Genomic DNA, 15524 nt, shown 5'->3' with positions numbered 1-15524 from the left:
TCCTTGTCACTCCACGCTCTTATCCGATGCTGACCTAGACAAGGTCGCTCTTGATTTTCACGTGCCAATCTTGAAAACGTAACTTTTAGTATGTTGCCAGTTTTCGGGAAGATGAAAACTGCGTTTTTCTCTGCCAATATTAGGGAAACTGGAAACTCAGTTTTTGACTTGTCAAAAGTTTTAGGGAGACTGGTGATTGAGTTTCTGCTAGAGTAATACTCTTTAAAAATCAAAACTTTTTTAAACCTAAATTTTTAATGATAATTTGTCTAAAGCAAACGAAGCGAGCTAGTCCTGATATTTTTGTCCTAGTGGAATTCTTGAGACATAAGTCTTAAAAACTAGGGAGGCATTGACAAGTTAGGAAAGCGACTATCAAGGGTAGAAAATAGGAAAGAGTGAGCTTTTCTCATCAGTCTAAAGGAGGTTGCTGCTGTCTTGCGCTACACTAGAAAATATCAAGAATATACTTTTGATATTACGTGAGTAAGAATCTTACTTTCTTACCCACAACTTAAAAGATGGTTTATTGTCTTTTTTCTTTTGTCGAGAGTCTCGAAAGTTGAACGGATATTTGTTACAATAAAGGGAGAAAATATTTAGGATTGGAGTGATCGTGTGGAAAATCATCCTAGGGAATTTCGTTTTACAGCGTCTTCTATCATGGGGTTTGTCTGGCGGGGCGCTATCATAGGAATCGTATCTGGTACGGTGGTCAGCCTTTTTCGTTGGTCTATTGAGAAGTTATTTGGTCGAGTGTTATCTTTTTACCATGCTGCTCAGACGAATCCAAAACTATTGATTCCCATAACGCTTGTTAGTCTGCTTGTGGCGGGTCTGATTAGCCTCTTGGTTAAGTCAGATCCAGACATCAAAGGGTCGGGTATTCCTCATGTTGAAGGGGAATTAAAAGGCCTCCTTCACCCCGAGTGGTGGAGTGTCCTTTGGAAAAAATTTGTGGCAGGCATCTTAGCTATTTCAATGGGCTTTATGCTAGGGCGTGAAGGACCAAGTATTCAGTTGGGTGCCATGTCTGCCAAAGGAATCGCTAAATTACTGAAATCCAGTCGGATGGAGAGTCGTGCTTTTATTGCTAGTGGAGCAGCGGCAGGGCTATCAGCAGCCTTCAATGCACCTATAGCAGGCCTGCTTTTTGTAGTAGAGGAGGTTTACCATCACTTTTCCCGAATGGTTTGGGTAACGGCCTTGGTGGCTAGTCTGGTGGCGAATTTTATTTCCCTCAATATTTTTGGACTGACACCAGTCCTTTCCATGAATCGCAACCTGCCATTCCTTTCCCTCAAACAATATTGGATTTTTATTGTGATGGGGCTATTTCTTGGACTTATGGGCTACGGCTATGAGAAGGTTATTCTGAATTTTCATCGGTTTTATGACTTTTTGGGAAAAATTTTGCACCTTCCAAGCTATACTTATGGTGTGCTAGCTGTTTTCTTCATCGTGCCGATTGGTTATTTTTACCCTAATCTGCTAGGTGGTGGCAATGAGTTAATTATTTCCCTGCCTCAAGGAAATATGCTTTTGGCAACAGCCTGTCTTTATTTCCTTATTCGCTTTGTCTGGAGCATGCTTTCCTACAGTAGCGGTCTTCCCGGCGGCATCTTCCTTCCTATTTTGACATTAGGTGCACTTTTGGGAATGATATTCGGTCTTTCTTTACGAAATCTTGACCTGGTTTCAACCAGCAGTCTCTCCCTCTTTATCGTTCTGGGCATGGCAGGCTATTTTGGGGCTATTTCAAAAGCTCCGCTGACAGCCATGATTCTGGTAACAGAGATGGTAGGCGATTTGAAACAATTAATGGCCATCGGTGTCGTTACCTTGGTAGCTTACATTGTCATGGATCTCCTCAAAGGAGAACCGATTTACGAAGCCATGCTGGCCAAGTTGAGTTTTGTCAAACCTAGTCATGTTGCTGAACCAACGCTGATAGAAGTAACTGTCTCTGATAAGATTGCTGGCAAGAAAGTGAGAGACCTAACTCTACCAAAGAATGTCCTTATCACTACGCAAATTCATCACAAAGAATCTGAGGTCGTTTCGGGCAATACCATTTTAAATGCTGGTGATACCATCTTCGTTGTTGTCAACGAACCAGAAATTACTAAGGTAAAGGAACTCTTGATGTAAAACTGAAGTGGAAGAGGATATCTGTATCCCCTTTCATTTTTTTGAATCATTTGATATAATAAACTAACGATGGATTGTTACTGATAATGCAGGCAAAACCTAGATACATCTTGATATTCTTTGAAAATCAAAAGGATTCGGCCTTGTCAACAGCTGTTGAGCTTTTTAAATCAAGCAGTAATTAGAGGCAGTTTTGGTCACTAAGCAGATACTTAATAGGATTTTCTTGGAATGTTACCATTTTTATGGTTATGGGATGTATTTAGGTTGTTTTCTGTTAGTCATTAGGAAAGGCATGAAGAGATGAGGATTGAGAAGGTCTATAACAACAATGTTGTTCATACCAAGGGAAAACACGATGAAGAGATTATTGTTATGGGCAAAGGAATTGGTTTTCAGAAGAAAGTCGGAGATGAGGTGGACGATTCTCGCATTGAAAAGACTTTTGTGTTGCAAAACAGTGATAGGGTTAGTGAATTATCACGAGTATATTTGGACTTGGCACCCGAAGAAGTAGATGCTGTCCTGCAAATTATTGAGTATGGTCAGAAATGCTTGGAAACGACTTTCGATGTGTCACTCCATGTTGCCTTGGCTGACCATCTGCACTATACTTTGCAGCGTACAAGAGAACACATTAGTTTGCAAAATCCCTTGAGTTGGGAAATCCGCAAGTTCTACCCAAAAGAATATCAACTAGGGCGAGATGCGCTCAAAATTATTTTTGAAAAGACCGGAGTCCTGCTGGCGGAAGATGAGATTTCCTCAATTGCTCTGCATTTTATCAATGCTCAAAAAGACTCAGGCGTGATAGAAAAAGGTTATCAAATTTCTAAAATGGTGACTGATATGCTGGGGATTGTCCGTCTCTTCTACGGTAAAATTGTGGATGAAGACTCGGTTTCCTATAATCGCTTTGTCACTCATATCCAATATTTTGCACAGCGCGTGGCCAACGGAGTGGTTCAGGGGAAAAACGACAGTTTTTTGTATGAGCAGGTCAAACTCAACTATCCTGAAGCCTTTGCTTGTTCTGAGAAGATTAAAAACTATATTGATACAACCTATGATTTTCCTATGAGCCGTGACGAGCAGGTGTACATTACTATCCATATTCAAAGATTAGAAACAAGTCAGTGATTGCTGACTTATTTTTGCTGTATAAAATGACATTAACTGTAACTAGGTCTGAGACTAAATCACTATTCCTAGATGAAAGATATGCTTAGATGATGCTATCCTTTTTTAGAAGAAAAATAAAAAAATGGTAAGTGTATAAAGGTTTGAGAAAGATAAAAAATTAATAAATGAATCAAGAGAATGTTAACAGCATTCTCTTTTCTAAGCTCAAAAGATGGGGAGATAAAAGAATATTTTGATGGCTTTGAAACAGAGTTTTGGCATAAAGAGGTTTGCTTTAGAGAATATAATGCAGCTTTTATTGCTAAACTTTTTTCTCAAAATCTCAATGATTTTGAAATAATACTTAGTAAAGTTTAGTTTTAAAATACGAAGATACAAAAGAAAGGACAATGTATGAAACATTCAGATAAGAAAAGATTAACGCTTGCAAAAATGAATGCGCTATGATAAAGTTAGGCTATAGTGACTGGCATCATGTTAGGAGGAAAAAAGAAAATAAGAGACTATATTAGTGATGACTAGTTATAAAAGTATTTTGAGACCGTATTAGTTTTTTTAAAAAATAATGTGTGAAGTTATGAGGGATAGCTGATATTATGTATTAAAAAAATAGAGATGATATTGGGAGAAATCAAAATGAAGAAAATTATTTTTACTAGTTATATTTTCTTTTTGCTAATTGATTTATTTTTACTTTTTAGTGGTTTTAAAAATAATAATATCTTTTTGGTAATAGCTGGAATATGTGGAGTTGTTGTTTTTCTATCACACATGGTAAAAATTAAGAGGTAGACTTATAAAAAATGTAAAAAATATTTTATTAATATGTACTCTAATTTTAGGATTGTTATTTAGTTTTGTATATTCTAAGCCAGTTTGGGCTAATGTTGACTGATATTACTGGTTCTGTTTCTTATGTTCAAGTCAATAATTGATTATGCTGATAATATTTTAATTCCAAGTTATAATTCAAACTATTCTGTTCAAGCTACTACATCTGGTTTTAAAAGAGGTGTTTGGAATCATGTCACTACAGTGATCTATAATTTAGGTTATGTCCAATCAGTACAAGCAGCTATGCTAAAACTTATTGCTGTTGTATCTGGTCTAGCAAAACCATTTGTAAATGGTGCAGCGGGCACAGTGGGATTAGCTGCTGCTGTGAATAAAAATGTCACAGTAAAATTGAGTCAATATTATGATCCAGCTCAACCGACTAAGATAAAAGAAGTTGTGACTACTTATGCTAATGGCAGACAAATTGGCTCAACTTCATATGTACGTAATATTTATTAAAATTAATCTAATTAAATAATGAGAGGAAGCCATACTCAAAGGGAGTTTGGCTTTTCATATTACATAGGATATACATTAAAAAATCAGGATAATTAGGTACACCTTATTGTCCTTTTTGTTTTATGTGACTTTCAGTCTTTTTGTTGAAAAACAATGAGAAAAGTTATTCTCTGGTTCTATTTATTGGATTTTAGCAACTTCTCAATAAAAAATACACACACGAAAAATGAAAAGGCTTGCAAAACTATCTTTTTTTTGCTATTATATGGGCGTAAGGATTGTTACTGGTTAGCAGGCAAAACCTAAATAAATACGAGAGCGTACAAGCGTTACCTTTTGGGCGTAGTGTATGGCTTGGTATTTGTTTAGGTTTTTTGTTTTTCAAAAACCAGAAAAAAGAAAGGAGCCGATTATGGCTAAAGATTATACTGAATTAGCACAAGACATTGTTGCCCATGTTGGTGGTAAAGATAACATTGTCAAATTAGTGCACTGTGTGACACGTCTCCGCTTCACATTGAAAGATGAAAGCAAAGCAGATGATGACTATCTCAAACAACGAGATGGCATTGTGACCGTCGTCAAAGCTGGTGGTCAATACCAAGTTGTTATTGGAAATCATGTGCCCGATGTTTACGACACCGTTCTTAAAGTCGCGGGGATTCCTGGTGAAGGTGGTATTGACGTTGATGAGGGAGACGTTCCAAAAGGAAATCTTTTTGACCGCTTCATCGCCTTGGTATCTGGTCTTTTCCAACCCATGCTGGGCGTACTTTCTGCAGCGGGTATGATTAAAGGTGTGGTTGCCATTTTAGCAGCCGTTGGTGTTGCCGAGACTGATGGCCTCTACATCATTTTGAATGCTGCTGGTGACGGACTATTCCAATTTTTACCGCTAGTCTTGGCTATTACATCAGCTAAACGTTTCAAGATGGATCAATTTACAGCACTTGCGCTTGGATTTGCTTTGGTATATCCTGACATTGCGGCTAGCTTTGCTAAGGGTGGCGTGAAATTCTTAGGTCTTCCAGTTATCTTCCCAACTTCAAGCTACCTTTCAACTGTACTCCCAATCATCTTGACGGTCTGGGTTGGTTCAAAGATTGAACATTTCTTTAAGAAGGTTATTCCGGATGTGGTTAAGGTCTTTGTCGTTCCTTTCTGTGTTCTCTTGCTTACAGTTCCACTTGCTTACTTAGCTATTGGTCCTGTCATGAACTATGCAAGTGATTTAGTTGGTGCGCTCTTTACAGGCATTTATGGTATCAGCCCAATCCTATACGGACTTATCCTTGGTGCTGCTTGGCAAGTATTGGTTATGTTCGGTCTTCACTGGGGACTTGTTCCACTTGCTATTCTTGAATTACAACAAAATCCTTCAGGTACACTCCTTGTCGCATCAATTGCGATTTGTTTCTCACAAGCAGGTGCATTGCTTAACATTATGTTACGTACTAAAGAAGAAAAAGTTCGTGAATTAGCTATTCCAGCACTTATCTCAGCCTTCTTCGGTGTTACTGAACCTGCTATTTATGGTATTACGCTTCCAATGCGTACGCCATTCATCATGACTTGTGTTGCTGGTGCTATTCAAGGTGCATTCCTTGGTCTGATGGATGTCAAAATGTATGTTATGGGTGGTATGGGTCTTTTCTCAATTCCATCATTCATCAATGCTAAAAACTCAATGAACCTTATCTACTATTTGATTGCTATTGCTGCATCATTTGTTTTAGGTTTTGTTCTGACTCAATTTACAAAAATTCCTTATCTTTACGGTGGTCCTAAAACTGTCTCAGCTGATGAAAAAAAAGAAGCTCCAGTTGCTGAATTAAAAGAACTAAAACAAGAAATCATTGCTAGCCCAATGATTGGTGAAGTTGTCAAGCTTGAAAATGTTCCTGACCAAGTCTTCGCCTCAGGTGCTATGGGTAAAGGAATTGCCATTAACCCAACTGATGGTACTGTAGTTGCTCCTGCAAATGGTGAAATTACTCTTGTCTTCCCAACTGGCCATGCTGTTGGTATGCGCACTGATAACGGTGCTGAGGTTCTCATCCATATCGGTATGGATACTGTTTCCCTTGCTGGTAAAGGCTTCAAGTCTTTTGTATCTGCTGGTGATAAAGTACAAGCAGGCCAAAAATTACTTGAATTTGATCTTGCAACTGTCCGTGATGCTAACTTGCCAGTTATCTCACCAGTCATTGTGACAAACTCAGCTGAATATGATGATGTTTTGACAACACAAGAGGCTCGCGTTAATGCAGGTGACTATCTTTTAACAACTGTTAAATAAAAAATGGAAATACCTAATAAATGATTTAGGTATTTTCTTTAATGGAAAAAGGAAACAATTACATTTTTTGAGGTTGAATTATGAAAAAGAATTTATTGGTGCTTGTCACTTTTATTTCGATGTTTAGCTTAACAGCATGTCAGACAAATTCATCTTCTGATAAGCAATCGGAAAATTATAATAATACGATAAGAAAAGAGATTGTATCAGGTAAAATTAAGGGAAAGAAAGATAAGAAGAACAAAGTTATTGAATGGCTGGGGATTCCCTATGCACAGGCTCCAGTCGGCAACCTACGCTGGAAAGCACCTAAGACTCCGAAAAAATGGACTAAGACTTTTGATGCCAGCAAGTATGGAAATGCAGCCATACAATATTCAAATGGGCAAGTAACAGGTTCAGAAGCTTCTCTTAATCTTGACGTTGTTAGGCCTGATACCAAAAAGAAAAATTTACCTGTTCTAGTCTACATCCATGGTGGAAATAACCAAACAGGTACAGCACAAGAAATTAAAGGAAACTCATTTGTCAAGGATCTTAATGCAGTTTATGTTTCTGTCAATTATCGTCTGGGAGTGTTGGGTTTTAATCCCTTAGCTGCTTTAAAAGATGGCAATGATGCGGAAAATTCAGGTAATTTTAGTCTTCTCGATATTGCCTTTGCTCTTGACTGGGTGAAGAATAACATTGAGACTTTTGGGGGCAATAAAAACAATGTCACTTTGGCGGGATTTTCTGCAGGAGGACGTGATGTTATGGCGACGCTCATTTCGCCATTGTTTAAGGGAAAATATGATAAGATTATTTCTTTCAGTGGTGGTATGACTTTGTCTGATGAAAAAGAAGGTCAAGGGATCTTTGCCAAAGCTCTTGCCCCGTTAGTGGTCGAAGATGGTATTAAAACAAATGAAGAAGAAGCGAAAATATGGCTTTTATCAACAGGATCAGATGTAAAATCTTATTTAAATAACCTGTCGGCCGACCGTTTGGCACCTTTGATGGGAAATGCGGCTATTCGTATGAGTATTTTTCCCCATCTTTACAAAGATGGCAAAGTCATTCCTTCAGAAGGCTTTAACACAAAAAACTACAACGATGTTCCTGCAATGTTAATTACTGGTACTAATGAATTCTCACTTTTTGCTGCTTATGATAATCGTTTCTCCAAAGATTTTACAAGTGGTGATCTATTTAAAGACAGTCAAAAGTATGCAGAATATTTATATGCTAGAAATTATGGCAGTCAATTTTACCGTCTGTCTAATGGCGTTGAAAGTGCTCGCATCATGACTAAAAACTACAAATCACCAATCTATATTGGGGAAATTTCCTATGGCGATGATAAGGATGTGACACCAAATTTAGCACAGACCTTAGGCGCTTTTCATGGCATTTTCGAGCCAATGTTGCAAGATCCATCTAATTATAAAACCTTTATTGGCCAAGAATTTGAGCAAGCTGGTGCCAAGTCTATGTCACAAGCATTCAAAACTTATTTAAAAAATTTCTTAGCAAGTAGCAATCCAAATGGAAATAATTTGAGTAAGTGGAGTCAATGGAGCACTAAGAATAATGTCTTATCAATTTCTGTTGACAAGAAAAAGTATCAGATAAAATCAACAGTAGATACAGAAACTGCACAAGATATTATTGATAAAATGCAGGCCGATACAAGTCTGACTGATGCTGTCAAAGAAAACCTGAATACGACGGTTTTGAATGGGCGTTGGTTTAGCGGACCATTAGATTCATTAAGTAGACAATAAAATTGCACCCCAATTGTTAGATTTATTGTCTAACTTTTAGGGTGCAATTCAAAGATTGTTTCATGTCTTTCTTGATACTTAGATTAATGCAATATTGTTTGAGGATTAATGAGTGTTTGACTTTTTTTGTGATTGCTAAATTGCTTGCGATATTGGCTTGGCGTCACTTGATAGTAACGCTTGAATTGTCTATTAAAGTTGGATAGATTATTGAAACCAATGTTATTGGCAATTTCCAAAATAGGACTGCTTGTATTGATGAGCAAATCACAGGCTTTACTCAGTCGAACTTGAATAATAAATTCTGTGCAGGACGTTCCTGTGTGCTGTTTGAAAACCGTCATAAAATGAGTTTTGCTGTAACCTATAAAATCTGCTAGAAATTCAATGGAGAGATTCTTCTGATAGTTATTATTGATAAAGTCAATTAGTTCACGGATACGTTCATTTTTACGATAGGTGTCATCTGTAGTTTTCTTCAAAACATAGTGATGGTAGTAGAGTAGGTAAATAAATTCGTTAAGGCGAGCTTTGAGCAGTATTTCAAAATGCCGTCCTTCGTCTCGTGATAATTGAAAAATGCTAAAAAGACAATCCTTTATCTCATCATAGCCTTCCATATCAGGTGTGATACGAGGAACAAATTTGAAAGAACTGGTCTGTAGAGGCTGCAAGTAACGTAGACTAACTTGGTCAATGATGGAATAACCAATCATATCTAAATGAAAACTAAAAGTATCTGTTTTATGATTATGGTTTTTCAAAGGATGAATAGAATGCATGCCATTAGGGCGAATAAGGATAATATCACCAGCTTGGCTATTAAAAAAATCATAGTCTATGTGATAGCGAGCTGAACCTTCATAAACATAATTGATTTCAAGCTCCGGATGCCAGTGAAAAAGGACATCAGGACGCCCATTTTCAACAATAGTATTATAAAAACGATAGGGAAGCAAGTGATTATTTTCTTCGCTATCAAGTGGTTTCTTGATAGGATTATTTTTGATGATTTTCATGTTCTTCTATTCCTTTCATAGGATAGTATCATTATATCAAATTTACAGCTAAATTTCTAAAGATAATTATTTTGGCTAAAAAGTGAGCAGTAAACATAGGATAGTATCAAGATTCAACAGGATAGTGTAAGTAATCATGGATAAATAGGTTTACAATATAATTATCAGAATAAAGGAGTAATAGTATGACAAGTGTATTTCCAAACAATTTCCTATGGGGCGGTGCAACAGCTGCCAATCAATTTGAAGGAGCTTATAACCTTGATGGTAAGGGGCTTTCTGTACAGGATGTCACACCAAAAGGTGGCGTACCAGCTAAAGCTGGTGATTCTAACCCGCTTATCACTGATGAGCCAACGCCTGATAACCTTAAATTAGAAGGAATTGATTTTTATCATCGCTACAAAGAAGACATCGCTCTCTTTGCAGAAATGGGCTTTAAGGTTTTCCGTATGTCAATCGCTTGGTCACGTATTTTTCCAAATGGTGATGATGCTGTGCCAAACGAAGCAGGGCTTGCTTTCTACGATAAGGTGTTTGATGAGCTAGCCAAGTATGATATTGAGCCTTTAGTAACCCTATCTCACTACGAAACACCGCTTAATCTTGCTCGCAAATACAATGGCTGGGCTAACCGTGATTTGATTGGCTTCTATGAAAACTACGTCCGCACAGTCTTTACACGCTACAAAGACAAAGTCAAGTATTGGCTGACCTTCAACGAAGTCAACTCTGTTCTTCACGCGCCATTCATGTCAGGCGGTATTGCTACGCCAGTTGAAGAACTATCAAAACAGGACCTCTATCAAGCTGTCCATCATGAATTGGTAGCGTCAGCCTTGGCAACAAAAGTTGGGCACGAAATCAATCCTGATTTCAAGATTGGTTGTATGGTCTTGGCTATGCCTGCCTATGGTATGACTGCGAACCCTTTGGATCAACTGGCCGTTCGTGACTTTGAAAATCAAAATTATCTTTTCTCTGATATTCACGTGCGTGGTAAATATCCAAACTACATCAAACGCTATTTCAAAGACAACAATATTAAGATTCAATTTGCGCTAAATGATGAAGAAATTCTTAAAAATACTGTCGATTTCATTTCGTTCTCTTATTACATGAGCGTAGCACAAGCGCATAATCCTGAAGACTACAGCAGCGGTCGAGGTAATATCATGGGTGGTGTTGAGAATCCATACCTTGAAAAATCTGAATGGGGCTGGGCTATTGATCCTATCGGTCTTCGATTAGTGCTCAATGATTTCTATGACCGTTATCAATTGCCGCTATTTATCGTGGAAAATGGGCTGGGCGCTAAGGATGTCTTGGTCGAAGGACCTAACGGTCCAACAGTTGAAGACGATTACCGTATTGATTATCTGCAAAAACACCTGCTGCAAGTTGGCGAAGCCCTTAAAGATGGCGTTGAACTCTGGGGTTACACGACTTGGGGACCAATTGACCTCGTCTCTGCCTCGACAGCTGAACTTAGCAAACGTTACGGCTTTATCTACGTAGATCGCAATGACGATGGAAGCGGAACTTTAGCGCGTTACAAGAAAAAATCATTTGACTGGTATAGAGAAGTGATCGCAAGCAACGGCGACAGCCTTTACGAATAATTAAGCAAGACCTTAGAAGATAATTTCTATTCTGAGGTCTTTTGTAATCAGTAAAATTGTTACAATTGAAAAATTTGAAAAAGCTTGCAAAATTAATGCAATTTTTATTGTAAGTGGTAAAATATACTATAGAAAACGATTTACTTTTCTAATGATGATAAAAGGAGGAAAGCATCATGGATGAATTGAAAAAAATTTTGTTGGCAGGTATCGGTCTCACCTCAATGACTTATGAAAAGTCTGAAAAATTTGTTAAGGACTTGGTGGAAAAAGGTCGTTTGACTGTGGATGAGGGTAAGGAATTGCAATCTGAGTTGAAGCGTAAGAGTGAAGCAGAGGCGAAAGACTTTATGGATAAGGTTAATGCCAAAACCCAAGGTGTTCAATATGCTACAAAAGAAGACGTATCACGCTTGGAAGACAAATTGGATGCTTTATTGAAACAATCTCACCAAGAAGATTAAGCAAGGATTAATTTATGGCGAATAAGCGTTTAAGAGAAATTATTGGCGTTTTTAGTTCAGTTGGCTTGACAACGCTTAAGGAAAAAAATAAGCCGCTTGATGCAAAGACCGCTCCTAGAAAATTGCGTCAGGCCTTTGAAAAATTGGGCCCAAGTTTTGTTAAGATTGGTCAGATTCTATCAACTAGAAGCGATTTACTACCTGACATCTACATTAAAGAATTGAGCAAACTGCAAAACGATGTCTTACCTTTGCCTCATGAGGTGGTCATGTCAGCTATTGAGGCTGAACTGACAGAATCAATTGTTCAGGTTTTCCAGTGGGTCTCAGATGATCCCTTGGCCAGCGGATCAGTTGCCCAAACGCATCGGGCTAGATTGTTTTCGGGTCAAGAAGTAGTTATCAAGATTCAACGGCCACATCTGGCTGAAATTGTTGAAGAAGACCTCAATCTTCTCATTCGCCTGTCAAAGAAGGTGCCGCGTAGCTTTTTGCCCATGGTGGATTTAACAGATGTCCTCAATCAGCTTAAGGAAAGTCTCATTGTTGAGATTGATTTTCGTAATGAAGCTCAGGCTATGATTGATTTTGCGGCTAATAATCAGTCTGTCAAGTGTATCGCAGTTCCCAAGGTTTATGAGGAATACACGACCGAACACATGATTGTTGAGGAATACGTGGATGGCATCCCCATTAATCATTATGAAAATTTAATCAAGGAAGGCTATGACCTAGAAGACATTGGGAAGAAACTCATGCTTTCCTTTATCAAGCAGGTTTTCAAGGATGGTTATTTTCATGGGGATCCTCACCCCGGTAATCTTTTTATTCGTGATGGGAAGATTTATTTCATTGACTTTGGAATTATGGGACGCCTAGAAGATGGCATGAAGGCTGCTCTCAATGACATTCTTTATAGTTTTACCTCTCAGGATGTGGATGGTATGACGCGGGCAGTTCTATCTGTCACAAGTTTTGATAACAGCCTAAACAAGGTGGAGCTGAGTCAGGACGTGGAGCGCATGCTAGCCAAATATTCCAGCCTTGATCTGGGTGTGCTCTCCATCACCGATCTTTTAGAGGATTTGGTTAAAGTCTTTGTCAATAACCGCTTAAAAGCTTCTTCTCAGATTACCATTTTGGAAAAAGCTGCGCTGCAAATTGAGGGGATATTCAGAGAGCTGGCACCAGATGTCGACCTGATGACTCTGGCTAAGAATTATTTCATTGAGAATATGGGACCAGATTTGCTCAAACAGGCTCTTAACAAGGAAACTCTACTGATTGAGCTGTTCTATCTGCTCAAAAATGGCAAAAATGTTCCACGTCGGATAAATCAACTTCTAGAACAAGTGCTTAACGGCCGTATCTTGGTTAACCACGATTTCTACGATTACAACAATCGTGTAAAAACTGTTAATCGCATTGCCAACAGCTTTGTCCTTAGTTTGATTTTCCTGGCTTTAATTCTAGCAGCTAGTGTCTTGTCCTTTAACCCAGTAATGACTAATTTAAGCCATATCTTATTTGGATTAGCAGGACTTGTTTTTCTCAGCCTAATCTATCTTATTTTTACCAGTAACAAATAGAAGTTTAAAAAATTTCCTTAAAGCTAAGGAAATTTTTTCTATTTTCATCTTTGTAATCGCTTGCTATAATGAAAATATCAAAATCAGGAGGAAACTAATATGTCAAAATTACCAGATAATTTTTTGTGGGGTGGTGCAGTAGCAGCTCATCAACTTGAAGGTGGCTGGCAAGAAGGCGGTAAGGGCATTTCTGTTGCTGATGTCATGACTGCTGGCCGACACGGCGTTCCCCGGGAAATCACAGATGGTGTTCTGCCGGGAAAATATTATCCCAATCATGAAGCCATTGATTTTTATCATCACTACAAGGAAGACATTGCCCTTTTTGCTGAAATGGGTTTTAAATGTTTTCGGACTTCCATTGCCTGGACCCGTATCTTTCCTAAAGGAGATGAAGCAGAGCCCAATGAAGAAGGACTTCAGTTCTATGATAATCTCTTTGATGAATGTTTAAAATATGGTATCGAACCTGTTGTGACCTTATCGCATTTTGAATTGCCTTATCATCTGGTGACCGAATACGGCGGCTTTACCAACCGCAAGGTCATTGATTTCTTCGTGCGTTTTGCAGAAGTTTGCTTTCGTCGTTATAAGGATAAGGTCAAGTACTGGATGACCTTCAACGAAATCAATAACCAGGCCAATTATCAGGAAGATTTTGCACCTTTTACCAATTCAGGAATTGTTTATGAGGAAGGAGATAACCGAGAAGCGATTATGTATCAGGCAGCCCACTATGAATTGGTAGCTTCTGCGCGTGCTGTAAAAATTGGCCATGAGATTAATCCTGATCTCCAAATCGGCTGCATGATTGCCATGTGTCCAATTTATCCGTCAACCTGTAAGCCAGCTGATGTGCTGATGGCGCAAAAAGCTATGCAAAAACGTTATTATTTTGCAGATGTGCATGTGCATGGTTTTTACCCAAATCATATTTTCAAGTATTGGGAACGCAAAGGCATCAAGGTTGATTTTACTGAAGAAGATAAGAAAGACTTGCTGGCTGGCACAGTTGATTATATCGGCTTTAGCTATTACATGTCCTTTGCTATTGACTCACACCGTGACAATAATCCTCATTTTGATTATTTGGAAACAGAAGACCTAGTGAAAAATCCTTATGTCAAAGCTTCCGATTGGGATTGGCAAATAGATCCTCAAGGTCTGCGTTATGCTCTTAACTGGTTTACCGATATGTACCACTTGCCGCTCTTTATCGTTGAAAATGGTTTTGGTGCCATTGATCAAGTTGAAGCTGATGGCATGGTTCACGATGATTATCGGATTGAATATTTGGGTGCTCATATTAAGGAAATGATTAAGGCGGTTGATGAAGATGGTGTTGATCTCATTGGCTATACACCTTGGGGCTGTATTGACCTCGTTTCTGCTGGTACTGGTGAAATGCGTAAACGCTACGGTTTTATCTACGTTGATAAGGATGACGATGGTCAAGGATCTTATAAACGTTCACCCAAAAAATCATTCAACTGGTATAAAAAAGTCATTGCTTCTAATGGCGAAATCCTTTAATTAGTTTACAACCATTACAAGTTTTATATCTTAGCTTGTAGTGGTTTTCTATATGTCAATGTTCAAAGAAAAGAGGTCAGTAGATGGTTGGTTTTATAGCGGCTTGTTTAACGACGTTGGGATTTGTCCCGCAAGTTATCAAAGTTTTAAAAACAAAAGATACGGAGTCAATTTCTCTAGGGATGTATGCTATGTCTGTCACAGGTATGATTCTTTGGCTAACTCACGGTATTGTAATTGGTGATAAGGCACTAATTATCGCCAATGCTGTGTCTGCATCACTAGCAGGTACAATTCTTGTGTGCAAAATGATTTATAAATAATTAAAAAAACTTTTTATAGATTGAACAGCTCCCTGTCAAGTGGACAATGAAATAATAAAAGATTAGGCGACGGCCTTGTTCCTCATTTCAAGAGGGGCAAGGCCGTTGTTGCGTTCTTGAAAACGTTGATGATTATAAAAATAGATGTAGGCATCAATATCTGACACCAGCTCCTCAAAAGTCTTATACTTCTTCAAATCATAGCACTCCGTCTTAAAGTGCCCAAAGAAGCTCTCAATTGGTGCGTTGTCAATACACTTACCAACACGAGACATAGAGCGGGTCATCTGATACTGGGTCGTTAAACGGTAATAATCTT

At 38.3% G+C, this 15524-nt stretch carries 14 protein-coding genes; 12 read left to right on the top strand and 2 right to left on the bottom strand.

Annotation, left to right across the window (positions count from 1 at the left end):
* Positions 1-618: 618 nt before the first annotated feature.
* The 7 genes from A3GS_RS0105855 (at position 619) to A3GS_RS0105825 (ending at position 8655) form a co-directional block, all read left to right on the top strand.
* Positions 619-2151, top strand: coding sequence for a ClC family H(+)/Cl(-) exchange transporter (locus A3GS_RS0105855; protein WP_018364494.1), 1533 nt, complete (start codon positions 619-621; stop codon positions 2149-2151).
* A gap of 303 nt (positions 2152-2454) precedes the next feature.
* The gene (gene licT, locus A3GS_RS0105850) at positions 2455-3291 is read left to right on the top strand and encodes a BglG family transcription antiterminator LicT (protein WP_018364493.1); all 837 of its coding nucleotides are present in this window, start codon (positions 2455-2457) and stop codon (positions 3289-3291) included.
* A 180-nt stretch (positions 3292-3471) separates the two neighbouring features.
* A complete protein-coding gene (locus A3GS_RS11570; RefSeq protein WP_018364492.1) occupies positions 3472-3651 on the top strand; it encodes a hypothetical protein in 180 nt (59 codons plus the stop codon).
* A gap of 279 nt (positions 3652-3930) precedes the next feature.
* Entirely contained in the window at positions 3931-4086 is a 156-nt protein-coding gene (locus A3GS_RS12910; RefSeq protein ID WP_169333414.1) for a hypothetical protein, read from the top strand.
* A 123-nt stretch (positions 4087-4209) separates the two neighbouring features.
* The gene (locus A3GS_RS0105835) at positions 4210-4590 is read left to right on the top strand and encodes a hypothetical protein (RefSeq protein ID WP_018364490.1); all 381 of its coding nucleotides are present in this window, start codon (positions 4210-4212) and stop codon (positions 4588-4590) included.
* 412 nt (positions 4591-5002) lie between these two features.
* The gene (locus tag A3GS_RS0105830) at positions 5003-6889 is read left to right on the top strand and encodes a beta-glucoside-specific PTS transporter subunit IIABC (protein WP_018364489.1); all 1887 of its coding nucleotides are present in this window, start codon (positions 5003-5005) and stop codon (positions 6887-6889) included.
* Between the two features lie 80 nt (positions 6890-6969).
* Positions 6970-8655 carry a carboxylesterase family protein gene (locus tag A3GS_RS0105825; protein WP_018364488.1) on the top strand — a complete coding sequence of 562 codons (1686 nt, stop codon included), beginning with the start codon at positions 6970-6972 and terminating at the stop codon, positions 8653-8655.
* A gap of 83 nt (positions 8656-8738) precedes the next feature.
* Here A3GS_RS0105825 and A3GS_RS0105820 read toward each other — a convergent pair whose 3' ends face one another.
* Positions 8739-9674, bottom strand: a complete 936-nt coding sequence (locus tag A3GS_RS0105820) for a helix-turn-helix domain-containing protein (RefSeq protein ID WP_018364487.1) — start codon at positions 9672-9674, stop codon at positions 8739-8741.
* A gap of 185 nt (positions 9675-9859) precedes the next feature.
* Here A3GS_RS0105820 and A3GS_RS0105815 point away from each other — a divergent pair, with 185 nt between their 5' ends.
* From A3GS_RS0105815 to A3GS_RS0105795, 5 genes are all read left to right on the top strand, one after another.
* The gene (locus tag A3GS_RS0105815) at positions 9860-11296 is read left to right on the top strand and encodes a glycoside hydrolase family 1 protein (protein WP_018364486.1); all 1437 of its coding nucleotides are present in this window, start codon (positions 9860-9862) and stop codon (positions 11294-11296) included.
* Between the two features lie 176 nt (positions 11297-11472).
* The gene (locus A3GS_RS0105810) at positions 11473-11760 is read left to right on the top strand and encodes a phasin family protein (protein ID WP_018364485.1); all 288 of its coding nucleotides are present in this window, start codon (positions 11473-11475) and stop codon (positions 11758-11760) included.
* A gap of 14 nt (positions 11761-11774) precedes the next feature.
* Entirely contained in the window at positions 11775-13349 is a 1575-nt protein-coding gene (locus A3GS_RS0105805; RefSeq protein ID WP_018364484.1) for an ABC1 kinase family protein, read from the top strand.
* A 99-nt stretch (positions 13350-13448) separates the two neighbouring features.
* A complete protein-coding gene (locus tag A3GS_RS0105800) occupies positions 13449-14882 on the top strand; it encodes a 6-phospho-beta-glucosidase (protein WP_018364483.1) in 1434 nt (477 codons plus the stop codon).
* Between the two features lie 83 nt (positions 14883-14965).
* Complete coding sequence (locus A3GS_RS0105795) at positions 14966-15205, top strand: SemiSWEET transporter (RefSeq protein WP_018364482.1); 240 nt, start codon at positions 14966-14968, stop codon at positions 15203-15205.
* Between the two features lie 62 nt (positions 15206-15267).
* Here A3GS_RS0105795 and A3GS_RS0105790 read toward each other — a convergent pair.
* Positions 15268-15524: IS3 family transposase (locus tag A3GS_RS0105790; protein ID WP_018364481.1), on the bottom strand; the 257-nt coding region annotated here is incomplete at its 5' end.

The sequence above is a fragment of the Streptococcus caballi DSM 19004 genome (assembly GCF_000379985.1).
In the GTDB taxonomy this organism is placed as follows: domain Bacteria; phylum Bacillota; class Bacilli; order Lactobacillales; family Streptococcaceae; genus Streptococcus; species Streptococcus caballi.
The sequence above is the reverse complement of the archived record's forward strand: the minus strand, read 5'-3'. Positions and strand labels throughout refer to the sequence as shown.